The organism is Nonomuraea sp. H19 (assembly GCF_052068215.1).
Classification (GTDB): Bacteria; Actinomycetota; Actinomycetes; order Streptosporangiales; family Streptosporangiaceae; genus Nonomuraea.
In genome coordinates this window covers 81225-96405 of the sequence record NZ_JBQHCV010000029.1, presented here as the reverse complement: position 1 = coordinate 96405, position 15181 = coordinate 81225, and the positions used below count along the sequence as shown (strand labels likewise).

Here is a 15181-nt window from a genome sequence, read left to right as displayed (position 1 = left end):
GGATTCAGAGCCGGTAGGTTTACCTCCTAACACAACCTTCGCGAACGGGAGATTCCCCTCATGGGCCCCTACCTCCTCGGGCTGCGGCTTTCCGGCCGCCGGGTGCTCGTCGTGGGCGGCGGCCGCGTCGCGCAGCGGCGCGTCCCCGCGCTGCTAGAGGCCGGTGCGGAGGTCACCGTCGTGTCGCCGGGCGTGACGCCGGCACTCGACGACCTGATCGCCGCGGGCAGGGTCACCTGGCACGATCGCCCCTACGAGGTCGGCGACTGCGACGGCGCCTGGCTCGTCCAGGCCTGCACCGACGACAGATCCGTCAACACCGCGGTCGCCGCCGAGGCGGAGGCCAAGCGCGTGTGGTGTGTGCGGGCCGATGACAAGGACGCCTCCGCCGCCTGGACGCCGGCCACGGGGCGGGTCGATGAGATCAGCGTGGCCGTCACCGCGGGCGGCGACCCGCGCCGGGCCGCCGGCATCCGGGACGCGGTCGTCGGCGCGCTGCGTGACGGCACGGTCGACGCCCGGCGCAACCGTACGAAACCGGTCGGCGTGGCCCTGGTCGGCGGCGGGCCCGGCGATCCCGGCCTGATCACCGTGCGGGGCCGGCAGCTCCTCGCGCAGGCCGACGTGGTGGTCGCCGACCGGCTCGCGCCCCGCGCCCTGCTCGACGAGCTCGCGCCCGACGTCGAGCTGATCGACGCCGCCAAGGTCCCCTACGGCAGGTCCCTGTCCCAGGACACGATCAACGAGCTGCTCGTGGACCGCGCCAGGCAGGGCAAGTTCGTGGTGCGGCTCAAGGGCGGCGATCCCTTCGTGTTCGGCCGCGGCGGCGAGGAGATGATCGCCTGCGCCCAGGCCGGCATCCCGGTGCTGGTGGTGCCCGGCATCACCAGCGCCGTCGCGGTGCCCGCGGCGGCTGGCGTGCCGGTGACCCATCGAGGGGTCAGCCAGGAGTTCCACGTGATCTCCGTGCACGTGGCACCCGACGACCCTAAGTCGACCGTCGACTGGCCCGGCCTGGCCCGTTCCCAGGGCACTCTGGTGCTGATGATGGCCGTCGAGCGGCTGGCGAAGGTGGCCGAGGCGCTCCAACGAGACGGACGTTCCCCGGAGACTCCCGTAATGGTGGTACAGGACGGTACCCTTCCGACCCAGCGGGCGGTTATCGCTTCGCTTTCCACCGTGGCCGACCGCGTGTCCGCGGCTGGGATACGGCCGCCGGCGATCGTCATCGTCGGCGACGTCGTCAGGGTCGGCCAGGAGGTCGAGATGGTTCGAGCGGAGCGCTTGCCGTGAACACGGCCAGGGATGACGGGCGGCAGGAGTCACTGGGGGAGCAGACGTTGAGCTTCCGGCCGGTGCGGGACGACGACTTCGACGCCTTCGACGCGGGCTCGGCCAAGGCCGCGCGGGCGGGGAGCGAGGAGCCGCGCTCGGCGTCCGAGCGGGAGCGGGACGGCGATTCGCGTCCCGCTCGTTCCGAGGAGCCCGAGGAGCCGTCCGAGACTCCTTCCAGTCCCATGAACTTCTTCGCGCCCGCCCGGCCCGTCACCGGCGCGGACCGCCCCGCGCCCCGCGAACCTGCCGCTCCGGTGGAGCCGGTCGAGTTCACGGGGCCCTCCCTTTTCGTGAAGCCTGCCGGGCCCGCCACGCCCGAGGACTCGGCCGCGACCGGCGACGAGGCGGCCGAGCAGCCCGGCGATGACGAGGAGCCGCGCCCCGAAGCCGAGCCGTACGCCGAAGCCGAGCCGCACGTTGAGGACGAGCTCTCCGGCGATCAGTTGTCGCCCGAGGGTGAGCTGTCCGATGAGGGGCCCGAAGCCGCCGGTGAGTCGCAGGCGGACGAAGACGAGCCGCACGCCGAAGTCGAGCCGTACGCCGAAGTCGAGCCGCACGTTGAGGACGAGCCGGACGCCACGGACGTGCCGCACGTTGAGGACGAGCCGGACGCCGAAGTCGAGCCGCGTGCTGAGGACGAGCTCTCCGGCGATCAGTTGTCGCCCGAGGACGAGCTGTCCGATGAGGGGGCCGAAGGCGAGCAGCCCCGAGCCGCCGACGAGCAGCAGGCGGGCGATGAGGGGGCCGCCGAGGAGGACTCGGACGAAGCCCCCAAGGGCACCCGCGTCGAGGCGCTGCCCGCGGAGGCCGCCGAAGCGCTCACCGCGGCGCTGGACGCGCTGCGCGAGAGCGTCGCCGACCTGCGCTTCGGGCTTGACCTGCCCGGCGCGGAGGAGGCCAGGCAGGCGCAGGCCGACCTGCTGGCCCAGCTCCAGGACTACGTGCTGCCCCGGGTCAGGACCAGCGCCGCCCCCGCACTCATCGTGATCGCCGGCTCCACCGGCGCGGGCAAGTCCACCCTGATCAACTCGCTGGCCGAGCGAAATGTCTCGCGCACCGGCGTACGCCGCCCGACCACCGGCACCCCCGTGCTGGTCTGCCACCCCGAGGACCGCTCGTGGTTCGCGGAGGGAGAGCTGCTCGGCGGCCTCCAACGGCTGGACAAGGCCGCCCCTCGGGACGACGGCATGCGCGGCATCGTCATCGTCGCGACCGAGAAGCTCCCGCAGGGCGTCGCGCTGCTCGACACCCCCGACATCGACTCGGTCGTCGAGGAACACCACGAGATCGCGCACCGCATGCTCGACGCCGCCGACCTGTGGATCTTCGTGACCACGGCGGCCCGCTACGCCGACGCCCCCGCCTGGAATCTGCTGAAGCTGGCCAAGGAGCGCGGCGCCCGGCTCGCCATCGTGCTGTCGCGGGTGCAGCCCAGGTCCGCCGAGATGGTGCTCAAGCACTTCGTACGCATGCTCACCGAATACGGCCTGGGCGAGATCGACAGGTTCGTCATCCACGAGGCGACGGTCGGCGACGGCAGGTTGCCCGACAGCGAGGTCACCGACCTGCGGCTCTGGCTGGCCGAGCTGTCCGTCGACGAGGAGCGCCGCGCGCAGGCCGTGCGCGAGACGCTCAACGGCGTGCTCAACAGCTTCAAGACCCGCGTACCCGCGCTGGCCAAGCACCTGGAAGGGCAGGTCGCGTTCCGGGCCGAGCTGCGCGGTGACGTGGAGGCCGCATTCCTCAACGCGCTCGGCGCCATCGAGAAGGCGTCGCGCAACGGCTCCCTGCTGCACGGCGAGGTGCTGGCCCGCTGGCAGGACTTCGCCGGCTCCGGCGACCTCATGCGCTCGCTGCAGCTGCGCAAGCGCGGCCGGGCGGCCAGCCAGGCGCCCGAGCGCGTACTGGCGTTCAAGGCGGCGATCCGCACCGGTTTGGAGTCGGTGATCGTGGCCGCCGCCAACCGCGCCGCCGAGGAGGTGGTGGCCCGCTGGCGGCACCGTTCCGAGCTGGGCGCCAAGCTCGGCGAGGGCCTCGACAGACCCTCCGACAATCTCGTACGCCACACCGGCCGGGCCATCGCGTCCTGGCAGGATCACCTGGGCGAGCTCGTACGCACGGAGGGCGTGGCCAAGCGGTCGGTGTCGAAGCTGGTCTCGTTCGACCCCGACGTTCTCTCGCTGATCTTCATGGTCGCGATGTTCAGCGGAACCAACGGCGAAGGAGTGCCGCACCGGCTGGTCAACGCCCTGCTCGGTGCGGAGTCGCTGCGCGGCATCGGGGCCAAGGCGCTCAGCGATCTGCGGGCCAGGATCGGCATGCTGTTCGACGAGGAAGCCATGCGTTACGTGCAAGCGCTCGACTCCGCGGGCATCCCCGACGAGTCCGTCGCGACCCGGCTCTATCAGGCAACGTACAACCTCGAGGTCGCTCGATGACCACCACCATGCCCACCAAGCCAGGGCTCGCACCGCGGTTGACCGCGCTCACCAAGGTGGTGGAGCTGGGGCCGGGACGGCTGGACAAGAAACTGCTCAGCGACGCCACCGGGTTGCTGCAGCGCACCGGGGAACGGCTCAAGCTGTCGTCCGAGCACACCGTCGTCGCCCTCGCCGGCGGCACGGGCAGCGGCAAGTCGTCGCTGTTCAACGCGATCTCCGGGCTGGAGCTGTCGCCCACCGGCGTACGCAGGCCGACCACCGCCCGCACCCACGCCTGCGTGTGGGGGCTGGAGGGCGCCGGTCCGCTGCTCGACTGGCTGCAGATCCAGTGGCGGCACCGCTTCTCCCGGGCCAGCGCGCTGGACAAGGGGGACAGCCAGCTCCACGGGCTCATCCTGCTCGACCTGCCCGACCACGACTCGATCAGGGCGCTCACCGACACCGAGGCCGACCGGCTCATCGGCCTGGCCGACCTGGTGGTGTGGGTGCTCGACCCGCAGAAATACGCTGACGCCTCCACGCACCGCCGCTACGTGACGGAGCTGGCGGGGCATGAGGCGGTGACCGTGTTCGCGCTCAACCAGGCCGACCGGCTCACCACCGAAGAGCTGGCCGAGCTGGTCATCGACCTCAACGACCTGCTGCGCCGCGAAGGCGTCGATCATCCGAGCGTCGTACCCACCTCTGCGGTCACCGGGCGGGGCATCGAGAGCCTCAAGAGCGTCATCGCGACCGCCGTCGCCCGGCGGCGCGCCGCCATCCAGAAGCTGGAGGCCGACCTCCAGCGCCTGGAGCAGCGCATCGTCGAGGCCATGCCGTTGGGGGATGCGCTGAGCGCGCCCTCCTCGGTCGACGACGCCCGCAGGATGGGGCTGACGGACGCGTTGTGCGACGCGGTGGGCGTACCGGCCGTGGGCGAGGCCATGGAGAACGTCTACGCGGAGCGGTCCAGCCAGTGGGTCGGGTGGCCGTACCCGCGCTGGTTCGCCAAGTTCCGCGCCGACCCGCTGAAGACCCTGCGCCTGGAGGACGTGGGCGACGAGATCCGCGGCATCACGAAGGGGTCCGTGAGCGCCCAGTCGGCCGAGGTCGCCAACGCCGTGCACGCGCTCGCCGACGGGCTGTCCATGGGAATGAACCCGGTGTGGCGCACGGCCGTGCACCAGGCGGCGAGGTCCCGCGCGGGACAGCTGCCGCAGGCGCTGACCGAGGACCTCACGGAGGTGGCGCCGCAACTCGACCGGGTGCCCGGTTGGTGGCGGGCGCTCAAGGTGTGGCAGTACTTCCTGGTGGCCGCGTTCCTGGCCGGCACGGCCTGGCTGGCGGCCGGCCTGCTCATGCCCGGGAAGTTGCCGCCCACCCTGGAACTGCTCGGCGACAGCGCGACACTGCCCTGGGTAGGGCTCATGATGGCCTCCGTGCTGGGGCTGGGGGTGCTGTCGGGCATCGCGTCACGCAACTTCGTGGAGCTCGGGGCGTCCAAGGAGCGGGAGCGGCTCGAACGCGAGATGCGGCGCCGGGTGGCCGCGCTGTCCGCGACCATGGTCGTCGAGCCCGTCGAACGCGAGCTGAGCCGCCACCACGCCTTCTACACGGCCCTCCGAGACCTGTCCGGCTGATCGAACGCCGTCCGCGGCTCGCGGGCTGACGTGCGGCGTTGCTTGTCCACAACCTCCCTCCACCCCGGCACCCTCATCCACAGAATCCCGTTCCACCGCCCGCGACCGTGCCCTCCCACGGCACCGTGTTCCCCAGGTCGCGGGCAGCCGGCCCGCCGCGTTCGAGGCATGGGAGGCATGGGATGAACGACATCTACATCACGCTCACTGGCAACGTCGCAGCAGAGCCCAGGCAATACACCTTCGAAGACGGTCTCAGGGTCACCTCGCTGAAGGTGTTCACCTCACACCGTTATTTCGACAAGAAGACGGGCCAGTGGACGGACGGGGAGCGGGTCTGCTTCACGGTCCGCTGCTGGCGCGCCCTGGGCGAAAACGTCGTGGCTTCCGTACGGGCGGGCCAGCCGGTGGTCGTGTCGGGCAAGCTGCGCATCCGCGAGTTCGGCGCGGAGGGCGACCGCCGTTTCATGCCCGAGATCGAGGCCAGTGCGGTCGGTCACGACCTGCGCTGGGGCACCGGCGTCTTCACCAAACCGGAGCGGGGCGGCGGGGTGGGCTCGATGAGCAAGCAGATGCGCGACCGCCTCGACGAGGAGACTCAGGACTGGGCCATGGGCTCACGAAACCTCCGAGCCGTCGCCCGCCCGGAGTCCGGCGCCGAGGGTGACACTGTGCGCGTCTTGGGAGGTGACCGTGACGCCGTGCGCACCGTGGGGGAGGCAGACGACACAGCAGGTTTGCCGGGCGACCAGAGGCCGGACACCGCCGATGAGGGGGACCGTGACGCCGAGCCCCTGACCTTGGAGGAGCGAGCGGCGGCGTAGGCGCCAGGCGAGCGGGGGCATCGAGGGCTTACTCAGGTGCCCCCGTGCGGCCAGCGCCACCGGACCCACCAAGCAGCGGAAAGACGGGCTTACAAGGCAACAGCCGCCAAGCCCGGCGCTCCCGGTGAGCTGCGAGCCGGTGAGCGGAGGAGCTAGGCGGCGGCCGATGGCGAGGAGCACGGCAAGGGACGTTCGGCGTGACGACAGAGCCGTCCTTGACGAAGGGACGAGCGAGCGGCGGAGATCAGCCTTTTAGGCGGGAGGAGAAAGACAGCAGGAGGGCAGCCAGAAGAGTAAAGGGGGGAGGGGGCACCGGCCGGGTCCCGCTTGATCGCCCCGACGGCCGGTGGCATGTTGCCTGCGTCAGATCGCTAGAGCATCTGTCAGGTCCAGATCACACCCCGCACCATGGCTGCTCCTTTCCAGTGAACGATGAGCAGGTGTCGTCGCTGCCAACGTATCGGTTCCCATCGCGAAACGCACACTCCGCAATTATTGTGTTACACATCGTTAGTCAGGGAGGAGTCGAGAATGGCGGCGACTGGTCACGCCTCGATCAATTCTCGCGGCGGTGTGTCAACACTGGTCGACCGCTGGCCATTGCTAGGCCAACGGCGCGCGCTCGTGATCTACCTGTGCGCGATAGTCGTTCTTGATCTTGTTGCGATCGTCCTGTTCGCGTTGGCCACCCGGTTCCGGGGGGCGGATGCGCTCACGTTCGCCGCCCTCATGGGCTGTGGTGCGGTCTGCATCGAGGCCACCAGGCGCCTCGGCATGCCCGCAGGAGTCTCACGGGACCTGCTGTCGGCCTGGTGGTTGCCGGTGGCGCTGCTTCTGCCCCCGGTCTATGCGCTGTTCGCGCCGATCGTGCTGCAGATCCTGCTCCAGGTGCGGGTCAGGGCGACCGTGCTCTACCGCCGGGTGTTCAGCTCGGCCGCCATCGGCCTGGCCGGTTGCGCGGCGTCCGTCCTGTTCCATCGGCTCGTCGAGGATCCGGCGGCGCTGTTGCGGGGCAACGGGTCCACGATCATCTATGCGGTGGCCGCCGCGGTGCTCTTCTCCCTGCTCAACATCGCGCTGATCGCCGTCGCCGCCCACATGGCCAACCCCGACGTCCCCTGGGGGGAGGTGCTGTGGGACAGGGAGAGCGTGCTGCTGGACATCGTGGAGCTCTGCCTGGGCATCACGGTCTCGATCAGTTGCGGCCTCAACCTGGGCCTACTGCTCCTCGCTCTGCCGCCGGTGGTGCTGCTGCAACGCAGCCTCCTGCACGCCCAGCTCCAGGCCGCGGCCCGCACCGACGCCAAGACCGGCCTGCTCAACGCCGCCGCCTGGCAACGCGAGGCCGACACGGAGATCGTCCGCGCCCGCCGCACCGGTGGCACCCTGGCGCTTTTGATCATCGACATCGACCATTTCAAGCGCGTCAACGACGCCCACGGCCACCTGGTCGGCGACCAGGTCCTGGTCGGAGTGGCGAGCACGCTACGCAGCCAGCTGCGCGACTACGACGTGGTCGGGCGCTTCGGGGGCGAGGAGTTCGTCGTCCTGCTGCCCGGCGCCGACATGCACGAGGCCCGGCGCGTCGCCGAACGCCTGCGCACCCACATCGGCCACATGGCCGTCCCCGTCGACGACACCCTGATCAAGGTCACCATTTCGACGGGGGTCGCGCTGATGAGCGTGCACGGCGATGACCTGATCGACCTGCTGGCCGCCGCCGATCTGGCCCTCTATCGGGCCAAGGAGCTGGGACGCGACCGCGTCTGCATCCCAGCCGTCCAGCCACCCCGACGTCCCCTCCCCGAAGACACCGCCTGACCGCTCGCGGGCCCGTCACCGCGGCACACGCCCGTCGGGTCGTGCCGGGCACACGTCTCGTATTGCCTTGCTGGGCCGGAACCGTGGCGTTGCCCGCTCGCGGGCCCGTCACCCCGGCACACGCCCGTCGGGTCGTGCCGGGCACACGTCTCGCATCGCCTTGCTGGGCCGGAACTGTGGCGCTGTCCGACCGCCGGCGGGGAGGAACGGCGGAAGCCCGGGTCAGGAGCCCCTAAGCTAGAGGGCATGCCGGAGTACATCTATACGCTGCAGCGCGTGCGCAAGGCGCACGGCGACAAGGTTGTCCTTGACAACGTCACGCTGTCGTTCCTGCCCGGAGCCAAGATCGGTGTCCTGGGGCCGAACGGCACTGGAAAGTCGACGCTGCTCCGGATGATGGCCGGCCTGGAGCAGCCGTCCAACGGCGAGGCCAAGCTCATGCCCGGCTTCACGGTGGGCATGCTCCAGCAGGAGCCGCCGCTCAACGAGGAGAAGACCGTCCTCGGCAACGTCCAGGAGGGCGTCGCCGAGACGATGGCGATGCTCCAGCGCTTCAACGACATCGCCGAGCAGATGGCCACCGACTACAGCGACGAGCTGATGAACGAGATGGGCAAGCTGCAGGACCAGCTGGAGCACCGCAACGCCTGGGAGCTCGACAGCCAGCTGGAGCAGGCCATGGACGCCCTGCGCTGCCCGCCGCCCGACGCCGAGGTGACCAAGCTGTCCGGTGGTGAGCGGCGCCGCGTCGCGCTGTGCAAGCTGCTGCTGGAGGCGCCCGACCTGCTGCTGCTCGACGAGCCCACCAACCACCTCGACGCCGAGAGCGTCCAGTGGCTGGAGCAGCACCTGGAGAAATACGCCGGCACCGTCCTGGCCGTCACCCACGACCGCTACTTCCTGGACAACGTCGCGGGCTGGATCCTGGAGCTCGACCGCGGCCGTGCGTACGTGTACGAAGGCAACTACTCCACCTACCTGGAGCTCAAGGCCCAGCGGCTCAAGGTGGAGGGGCAGAAGGACGTCAAGCGCAAGAAGCGCCTCGAGGACGAGCTCGAGTGGGTCCGGTCCAACCCGAAGGCCCGCCAGACCAAGAGCAAGGCCCGGCTCCAGCGGTACGAGGAGATGGCGGCCGAAGCGGACAAATACCGCAAGCTGGACTTCGAGGAGATCCAGATCCCGCCGGGCCCGCGCCTGGGCACCACGGTGATCAAGGCCGACGACCTCACCAAGGGGTTCGGCGACCGGCTGCTGATGGAGGAGCTGACGTTCGACCTGCCCCGCAACGGCATCGTCGGCATCATCGGCCCCAACGGCGTCGGCAAGACCACGCTGTTCCGCATGATCACCGGCGGGGAGACGCCCGACAAGGGCGCGATCACGGTCGGTGACACGGTCAAGATCTCCTATGCGGACCAGAGCCGGGGCGGCATCGACCCGAACAAGAACGTCTGGGAGGTCGTCTCCGACGGGCTCGACCACATGAAGGTCGGCAACGTGGAGATGCCGTCGCGGGCGTACATCGCGGCGTTCGGCTTCAAGGGCCCCGACCAGCAGAAGAAGGCGGGGGTGCTGTCGGGCGGCGAGCGCAACCGGCTCAACCTGGCGCTCACCCTCAAGCAGGGCGGCAACGTCCTGCTGCTCGACGAGCCCACCAACGACCTCGACACGGAGACGCTGTCGTCGCTGGAGAACGCCCTGCTCGACTTCCCGGGCTGCGCCGTCATCACCTCGCACGACCGGTGGTTCCTCGACCGCATCGCCACGCACATCCTGGCGTGGGAAGAGGGGTCCAACTGGTTCTGGTTCGAGGGCAACTTCGCCGACTACGAGAAGAACAAGATCGAGCGGCTCGGCGCCGATGCCGCGCGCCCGCACCGGGTGACGTACCGGAAGCTGCACCGCGACTGATCTTGCAGTGACCTTCAGCGTGAGGGGCAGGCCCGCTTGGGCCCGCCCCTCACGCGTTCTTCCCTGCTTTTCGTGTTGCTCGACGGCGCGCGCGGGCCTTGAACGTGACAGAGCATGGCTGGGGAACGGCCGGCACCCTCGAGCAAAGGATGACCTTCACTACGATGATCGACAAAGTCGCCTGGATCCTCCTGGAGGACGGCAAGATCCTCAGCACCCGGTCACGCGGCAAGGACGTCTACTACCTCCCCGGCGGCAAGCGCGAGCCTGGTGAGACCGACCTCGACACCCTCGTCAGGGAGATCGACGAGGAACTCGCCGTGGCCATCATCCCGTCCAGCGCCGCACATTTCGGCACCTTCCAGGCCCAGGCAGACGGCCACGCCGCCGGTGTCACCGTGCAAATGACCTGCTACACGGCCCGCTACCTGGGCACCCCGACGGCGAGCAGCGAGATCGACGAGGTCGTCTGGCTGACCTACGCCGACCGCGACCGCGTGGCCCCGGTCGACCAGATCGTCTTCGACCACCTTCACCAAAGCGGCCGCCTCCGCTGACTCCAAAAGCCCCCTCCGGCCGGTCGCCCCGCCCTGGCCGCCGGGCGGCGCGAGCCTGTCCCGGCGTTGGGCGGGGCGGTCCTGTCCCGGCGTTGGGCGGCGCGAGCCTGGCCGGGCGTCGGGCGGTGTGTCCTGGCCCGGCGCGAGGTCCCAAGGCTCGGGCGGGTACGGTTGCGGACGTGGTTGAACGCACCCAGGCCCAACGGCACATCTACCTCCGCATGGTGAGGTTCGCCGACATCGACTCCCAAGGCCACGTGAACAACGTGCGCTTCCTCGACTACTTGGAGGACGCCCGCTTCGGCATGTTCGCCATCGATCTCCGCAACGCGGGCGAGGAGCCGTTCGGAGGTCTGGTCGTGACCCGCCACGAGATCGACTACCGCAGCCCGCTCGGCTTCCGTCCTGGCCCGGTCCGGGTGGAGACCTGGGTGACGGAGATCAGGCCGGTACGGTTCACACTGCGTTACGAGATCCGCGACGACGACGCGGTGTACGTCACCGCCCAGTCGGTGCTGGCCGCCTACGACGTCGAACGCGAAGCCCCGCGCAGGCTCAACGAGAACGAACTGGCCTACCTCAAGCGCTTCTCGGGATGAGGCGCTGGCGGATGCTGGCGCTGGGCGTCAACGCCCATGCCAGCGTCACGCTAGGACTTTTCGGTCTGCCCCTGGTCATGCCCGAAATAATGCGACATTTCGCGGTCTCGTTGCCAGTGGGCGGGCTCATAGCGAACGCGCCGGCGTTCGGCATCCTGTTAGCCCTCGTCGTATGGGGCGCGCTGGCCGACCGGCACGGGGAGCGGCTGGTCCTGGGCATCGGCGTCGGGCTGGCGGCCGTGCTGTTCGCCGCCGTCGCCTTCGTCGAGCGCACCTGGGCGGTGATCGTACTGCTCGCCCTGGCCGGCGCGGCGGGCTCGGCCGCCATGGTCGGCGGCGGCCGGATCGTGCTGCGCTGGTTCGAGCCGCCGGAGCGCGGCGTAGCCATGGGCGTGCGCCAGGTCTCCTTCACGCTCGGCATGGCCGTCGGCGCCTTCGCGCTGCCGCCCGTAGCGCGGGCGCACGGCCTGCCGGGCGTGCTGCTCGTCTGCGCGGGCGCCAGCCTGCTGGCCGCCGTGCTGGCCGCGGCGTTCCTGGCCGAGCCGCCGCACGAGATCTCCGGTTCCGGAGCCGCGCCGGCGGGCTCGCCGTACCGGCAGCGCACGCTGTGGCGGGTGCACGCCACCAGCGCGCTGCACGTGGTGCCGCAGATCGTGGTGAGCACGTACGGCGTGAGCTGCCTCGTGGGGCTCTACGGCTGGGACAGCGTGGCCGCCGGGCAGCTGTTCGGGGCGGCGGCGATCGGCGGGGCCGTGGTGCGCATCGCGGTCGGCCGCTGGTCGGACCGCACCGGCCTGCGCATGCGGCCCCTGCTGCTGATCACCTTCGCCACCCTCGGCGTGCTGGCGCTGCTGGTCGCCGGCGCCCTCACCCGCACCTGGCTCGGACCCGTCATGCTGGCCCTGGCCGCGGTGATGACCGTGGCCGGCAACGGGCTGGCCTATCTCGCGGCGGGCGAGCTGGCCGGACCCGGGTGGGCGGGCCGGGTGCTCGGCACCCACAACACGATCCAGAACACCGTCTCCCTGATCGTCACGCCGCTGGCCGGAGTGCTGATGGTGCGCGCCGGGTTCTGGGCGGGATTCGCGGCAGGGCTGGTGTGCACGCTGGCCTCACTGCCCGTCCTCCCCGCCCGCGGCGAGCGTCCGCGGGGCGGGTGAACCCGCGGGCTATGACGCGCGCCGCAGCCACACCGCCGTGTCGGGCGGCAGCAGGCCCCGCTTGAGCGGCCCGCTCGCCAGCAGCACGGAGTCGTGCTCCGGCAGGCGTACCGGCCCGGTGCCGCAGTTGATCGCGCAGACCAGCGGGCCACGGGTGAAGAAAATCGCACCCTCGGGAGACTCCAGCCACTCCAGCGTATAAGGAATGGATCTGACCAGGTCACGGCGGCAGATCAGGGCCTTGCGGTAGAACTCCAGCGTCGAGCCGCTGTCGCCCTCCTGCTTCTCGACGCTCAGCTCCGCGAACGTCTCCGGCTGCGGCAGCCACGGCGCGCCCCCGCCCGGCGAGAACCCGTACGAGGGCGGGTCCACCGTCCACGGAATCGGCACCCGGCACCCGTCGCGCCCGGGCAGCTTGCCCTCCGACTGGAAGAACACCGGATCCTGCCGGGCCTCGGCGGGCAGATCGGTCACCTCGGGCAGGCCCAGCTCCTCGCCCTGGTAGAGGTAGGCGGACCCGGGCAGGGCCAGCATGGTCAGCAGCGCGGCGTTGGCCCGCGCGAGACCGGTGCCGGGGTCGGCCGTCCCGTAACGGGTGCGGTGCCGTACGACGTCGTGGTTGGACAGCACCCACGTCGCGAACGGGACTGAGGCGAGGGTGTCGTCGATGACCTTCTTGAACGCCGTCGGCGACCAGGGCGCCTGCAGCCAGGCGAAGTTGAAGCTCTGGTGCAGCTCGTCGGGGCGGACGTAGAGGGCGAGGTCCTGCGGGCTGTCGGTCCACACCTCGCCCACGGCCATCCGCTCGCCCTGGTAGCTGTTCAGCAGCCGGCGCCAGTCGCGATAGACGCCGTGCACCTCGGGCTGCCCCCACACCGGGGAGACCGACATGAAGGACTGGTCGGCCACGTCGGGCAGCCCATGCGCCTTGTACAGGCCCATCGCCACGTCGATGCGGAACCCGTCCACGCCCCGGTCCAGCCAGAACCGCAGGATGTCCAGGAACTCCCGGTGCACCTCGGGATTGCGCCAGTTGAAGTCGGGCTGGCCGGGAGCGAACAGGTGCAGGTAGTACTGGCCGTCGGCCACTTGCGTCCAGGCCGGCCCGCCGAACGTGGACTGCCAGTTGTTGATCTCTTCGCGGAAGATGTAGCGGTCGCGGCCCTCGCCGCGCAGGGCCGCCTGGAACCAGGGATGCTCGGCGGAGCTGTGGTTCGGCACGATGTCCACGAGCACCCTCAGCCCGTGCTCGTGCGCGTCGGCGACCAGCGCGTCGAAGTCGTCCAGCGTGCCGAAGAGCTGATCGACGCCGCGGTAGTCGGCCACGTCATAGCCGTGATCGGCCATGGGGGAGGGATAGAACGGCGTCAGCCAGATGGCGTCGACCCCCAGCCGCCGCAGGTACGGCAGCCGATCCCGCACCCCGGCCAGGTCGCCGACGCCGTCTCCTGAGGCGTCGGCGAAGCTGCGAACGTAGATCTCGTAGACGACGGCATCACGCCACCAGGGGATATCCATGTGGCGTGTCATGCCCGTTATACAGGTGAGTTCACCAAGCTGTGGGCCGCGTACACGAGATAGTCCCAGAGCCGGCTCTCCAGCTCCTCGGGCAGGCCGAGCGAGTCGACCGCGTCCCGCATGTGCCGCAGCCAGGCGTCCCGCTCCGGCTCGCCGATCGTGAACGGCATGTGCCGCATCCGCAGCCTCGGGTGGCCGCGCTGCTCGCTGTAGGTCTTGGGACCGCCCCAGTATTGGATCAGGAAGCCCCGCAGCCGATCTTCGGCGCCCGTCAGATCGGACTCCGGGTAGAGCGGCCGCAACAACGGGTCTTCGGCGACCCCCTCGTAAAAGCGGTGCACGAGGCGCCGGAAGGTCTCCTCGCCCCCGACGGCGTCGTAAAAGGAGGTCTCAGTCACGCTCATAAGACTATGCGGTGGACACCATGGAGATGCCTGCGGTGTCGAGCGCCGACTTGACCCTGAGCCTGAGCTCCCTGGACACCTCCGCCTGCGCGGAAGGCAGGGTCTTGGCGGAGACGCGGAACACCAGCGAGCTGTTGGACAACTGCTCGACGCCGAACACCTGCGGGTGCTCCACGATCTTGGACTCGCGGAGCTCGGGGTCGGTCCAGATCTCCTCCGCCACCTTCTCCAGCAGGACGCGTACGCCCACGACGTCCGCGTCGTAGGCCACCGGGACGTCCATGTAGGCCCGCGACCAGCCCTGCGACTCGTTGCCGACCCTGGTGATCGTGCCGTTGCGGACATACCAGACGCGGCCGTCCGCGTCACGCAGCCTGGTGACGCGCAGGGTGACCGCCTCGACCGTGCCGATCGCGGCGCCCGCGTCGATCACGTCGCCCACGCCGTACTGGTCTTCTAGCAGCATGAACATGCCCGCGATGAAGTCCTTGACCAGCTCCTGCGCGCCGAAACCGATGGCCACGCCGAGGATGCCGACGCTGGTCAGCAGGGGAGCGATCGGGATGGTCAGCCGGTCGAGCACGGTCAGCACCGCGGTGCCCAGGATGACGATCGAGGCGACGTGCTTGAGCACCGAGCCCATGGTCTCGGCCCGCTGCTTGCGCCGCTCGTGCAGCAACGCGTCGATGCCGTCGGTCACCGCGCCCTTGCGGAACCTGCTGGCGATGGAGCCGCCGGTCGCCGCGCGGTTGACCACCCTGGTGATTAACCGGTGCGCGACCTTGCGCAGCACGAACGCCATGACGAGGATCAGCACAACGGTGACCGCGGTGGCGACCAGGGGTGCCCAGGACGCGTTGGGGAACATCCCCGCAATGGTAGAGCACACGACGGTGTCGCTCTGGCAATACTGCTCCACCTGTGAGCTCACCTTGCTGAGGTCCGGCAGCCCGGACGGCGAAACGGGTGGTGGCGACGCTGTCACCAGCAGT

12 protein-coding genes are annotated in these 15181 nt (G+C 70.1%); 9 read left to right on the top strand and 3 right to left on the bottom strand.

Annotation, left to right across the window (positions count from 1 at the left end):
• Nucleotides 1-60 precede the first annotated feature (60 nt).
• The 9 genes from cobA to ACTMTI_RS45365 all read left to right on the top strand — a co-directional run bounded on the left by cobA (nt 61) and on the right by ACTMTI_RS45365 (nt 12267).
• Nucleotides 61-1293, top strand: a complete 1233-nt coding sequence (gene cobA / locus ACTMTI_RS45405) for a uroporphyrinogen-III C-methyltransferase (RefSeq protein ID WP_441127056.1) — start codon at nt 61-63, stop codon at nt 1291-1293.
• Nucleotides 1290-3773: a dynamin family protein gene (locus ACTMTI_RS45400; protein WP_441127055.1), complete on the top strand. Its 2484-nt coding sequence runs from the start codon at nt 1290-1292 to the stop codon at nt 3771-3773. The genes cobA and ACTMTI_RS45400 overlap by 4 nt, the downstream gene beginning before the upstream one ends.
• The gene (locus ACTMTI_RS45395) at nt 3770-5395 is read left to right on the top strand and encodes a GTP-binding protein (RefSeq protein WP_441127054.1); all 1626 of its coding nucleotides are present in this window, start codon (nt 3770-3772) and stop codon (nt 5393-5395) included. The genes ACTMTI_RS45400 and ACTMTI_RS45395 overlap by 4 nt, the downstream gene beginning before the upstream one ends.
• A gap of 182 nt (nt 5396-5577) precedes the next feature.
• Entirely contained in the window at nt 5578-6219 is a 642-nt protein-coding gene (locus tag ACTMTI_RS45390; protein ID WP_441127053.1) for a single-stranded DNA-binding protein, read from the top strand.
• A 531-nt stretch (nt 6220-6750) separates the two neighbouring features.
• Complete coding sequence (locus tag ACTMTI_RS45385) at nt 6751-8040, top strand: GGDEF domain-containing protein (RefSeq protein ID WP_441127052.1); 1290 nt, start codon at nt 6751-6753, stop codon at nt 8038-8040.
• 246 nt (nt 8041-8286) lie between these two features.
• On the top strand, nt 8287-9951 hold the full coding sequence (ettA, locus tag ACTMTI_RS45380; protein ID WP_441127051.1) for an energy-dependent translational throttle protein EttA: 1665 nt from the start codon (nt 8287-8289) through the stop codon (nt 9949-9951).
• A gap of 164 nt (nt 9952-10115) precedes the next feature.
• On the top strand, nt 10116-10508 hold the full coding sequence (locus ACTMTI_RS45375; protein WP_441127050.1) for an NUDIX hydrolase: 393 nt from the start codon (nt 10116-10118) through the stop codon (nt 10506-10508).
• Between the two features lie 221 nt (nt 10509-10729).
• Nucleotides 10730-11107 carry an acyl-CoA thioesterase gene (locus tag ACTMTI_RS45370; protein ID WP_441127101.1) on the top strand — a complete coding sequence of 126 codons (378 nt, stop codon included), beginning with the start codon at nt 10730-10732 and terminating at the stop codon, nt 11105-11107.
• Nucleotides 11104-12267, top strand: coding sequence for an MFS transporter (locus ACTMTI_RS45365; RefSeq protein WP_441127049.1), 1164 nt, complete (start codon nt 11104-11106; stop codon nt 12265-12267). Before ACTMTI_RS45370 ends, ACTMTI_RS45365 begins: the two co-directional genes overlap by 4 nt.
• A gap of 9 nt (nt 12268-12276) precedes the next feature.
• Here the strand turns inward: ACTMTI_RS45365 and ACTMTI_RS45360 are convergent, their stop codons facing one another.
• Genes ACTMTI_RS45360 through ACTMTI_RS45350 form a run of 3 tightly spaced genes read right to left on the bottom strand, consistent with a single transcriptional unit; the run spans nt 12277 to nt 15057 of the window.
• Nucleotides 12277-13785 carry a glycoside hydrolase family 13 protein gene (locus ACTMTI_RS45360; protein ID WP_441127048.1) on the bottom strand — a complete coding sequence of 503 codons (1509 nt, stop codon included), beginning with the start codon at nt 13783-13785 and terminating at the stop codon, nt 12277-12279.
• A 17-nt stretch (nt 13786-13802) separates the two neighbouring features.
• Nucleotides 13803-14183, bottom strand: coding sequence for a globin (locus tag ACTMTI_RS45355; RefSeq protein ID WP_441127047.1), 381 nt, complete (start codon nt 14181-14183; stop codon nt 13803-13805).
• A 10-nt stretch (nt 14184-14193) separates the two neighbouring features.
• Complete coding sequence (locus tag ACTMTI_RS45350; RefSeq protein ID WP_441127046.1) at nt 14194-15057, bottom strand: mechanosensitive ion channel family protein; 864 nt, start codon at nt 15055-15057, stop codon at nt 14194-14196.
• Between the last annotated feature and the right edge of the window lie 124 nt (nt 15058-15181).

Bases quoted from the DNA above. Each gene is read 5' to 3' on its own strand.
- cobA (WP_441127056.1), top strand. From the start codon at position 61: ATGGGCCCCTACCTCCTCGGGCTGCGGCTTTCCGGCCGCCGGGTGCTC.
- ACTMTI_RS45395 (WP_441127054.1), top strand. From the start codon at position 3,770: ATGACCACCACCATGCCCACCAAGCCAGGGCTCGCACCGCGGTTGACC.
- ACTMTI_RS45390 (WP_441127053.1), top strand. From the start codon at position 5,578: ATGAACGACATCTACATCACGCTCACTGGCAACGTCGCAGCAGAGCCC.
- ACTMTI_RS45385 (WP_441127052.1), top strand. From the start codon at position 6,751: ATGGCGGCGACTGGTCACGCCTCGATCAATTCTCGCGGCGGTGTGTCA.
- ettA (WP_441127051.1), top strand. From the start codon at position 8,287: ATGCCGGAGTACATCTATACGCTGCAGCGCGTGCGCAAGGCGCACGGC.
- ACTMTI_RS45375 (WP_441127050.1), top strand. From the start codon at position 10,116: ATGATCGACAAAGTCGCCTGGATCCTCCTGGAGGACGGCAAGATCCTC.
- ACTMTI_RS45370 (WP_441127101.1), top strand. From the start codon at position 10,730: ATGGTGAGGTTCGCCGACATCGACTCCCAAGGCCACGTGAACAACGTG.
- ACTMTI_RS45365 (WP_441127049.1), top strand. From the start codon at position 11,104: ATGAGGCGCTGGCGGATGCTGGCGCTGGGCGTCAACGCCCATGCCAGC.
- ACTMTI_RS45360 (WP_441127048.1), bottom strand. From the start codon at position 13,785: ATGGATATCCCCTGGTGGCGTGATGCCGTCGTCTACGAGATCTACGTT.
- ACTMTI_RS45350 (WP_441127046.1), bottom strand. From the start codon at position 15,057: ATGTTCCCCAACGCGTCCTGGGCACCCCTGGTCGCCACCGCGGTCACC.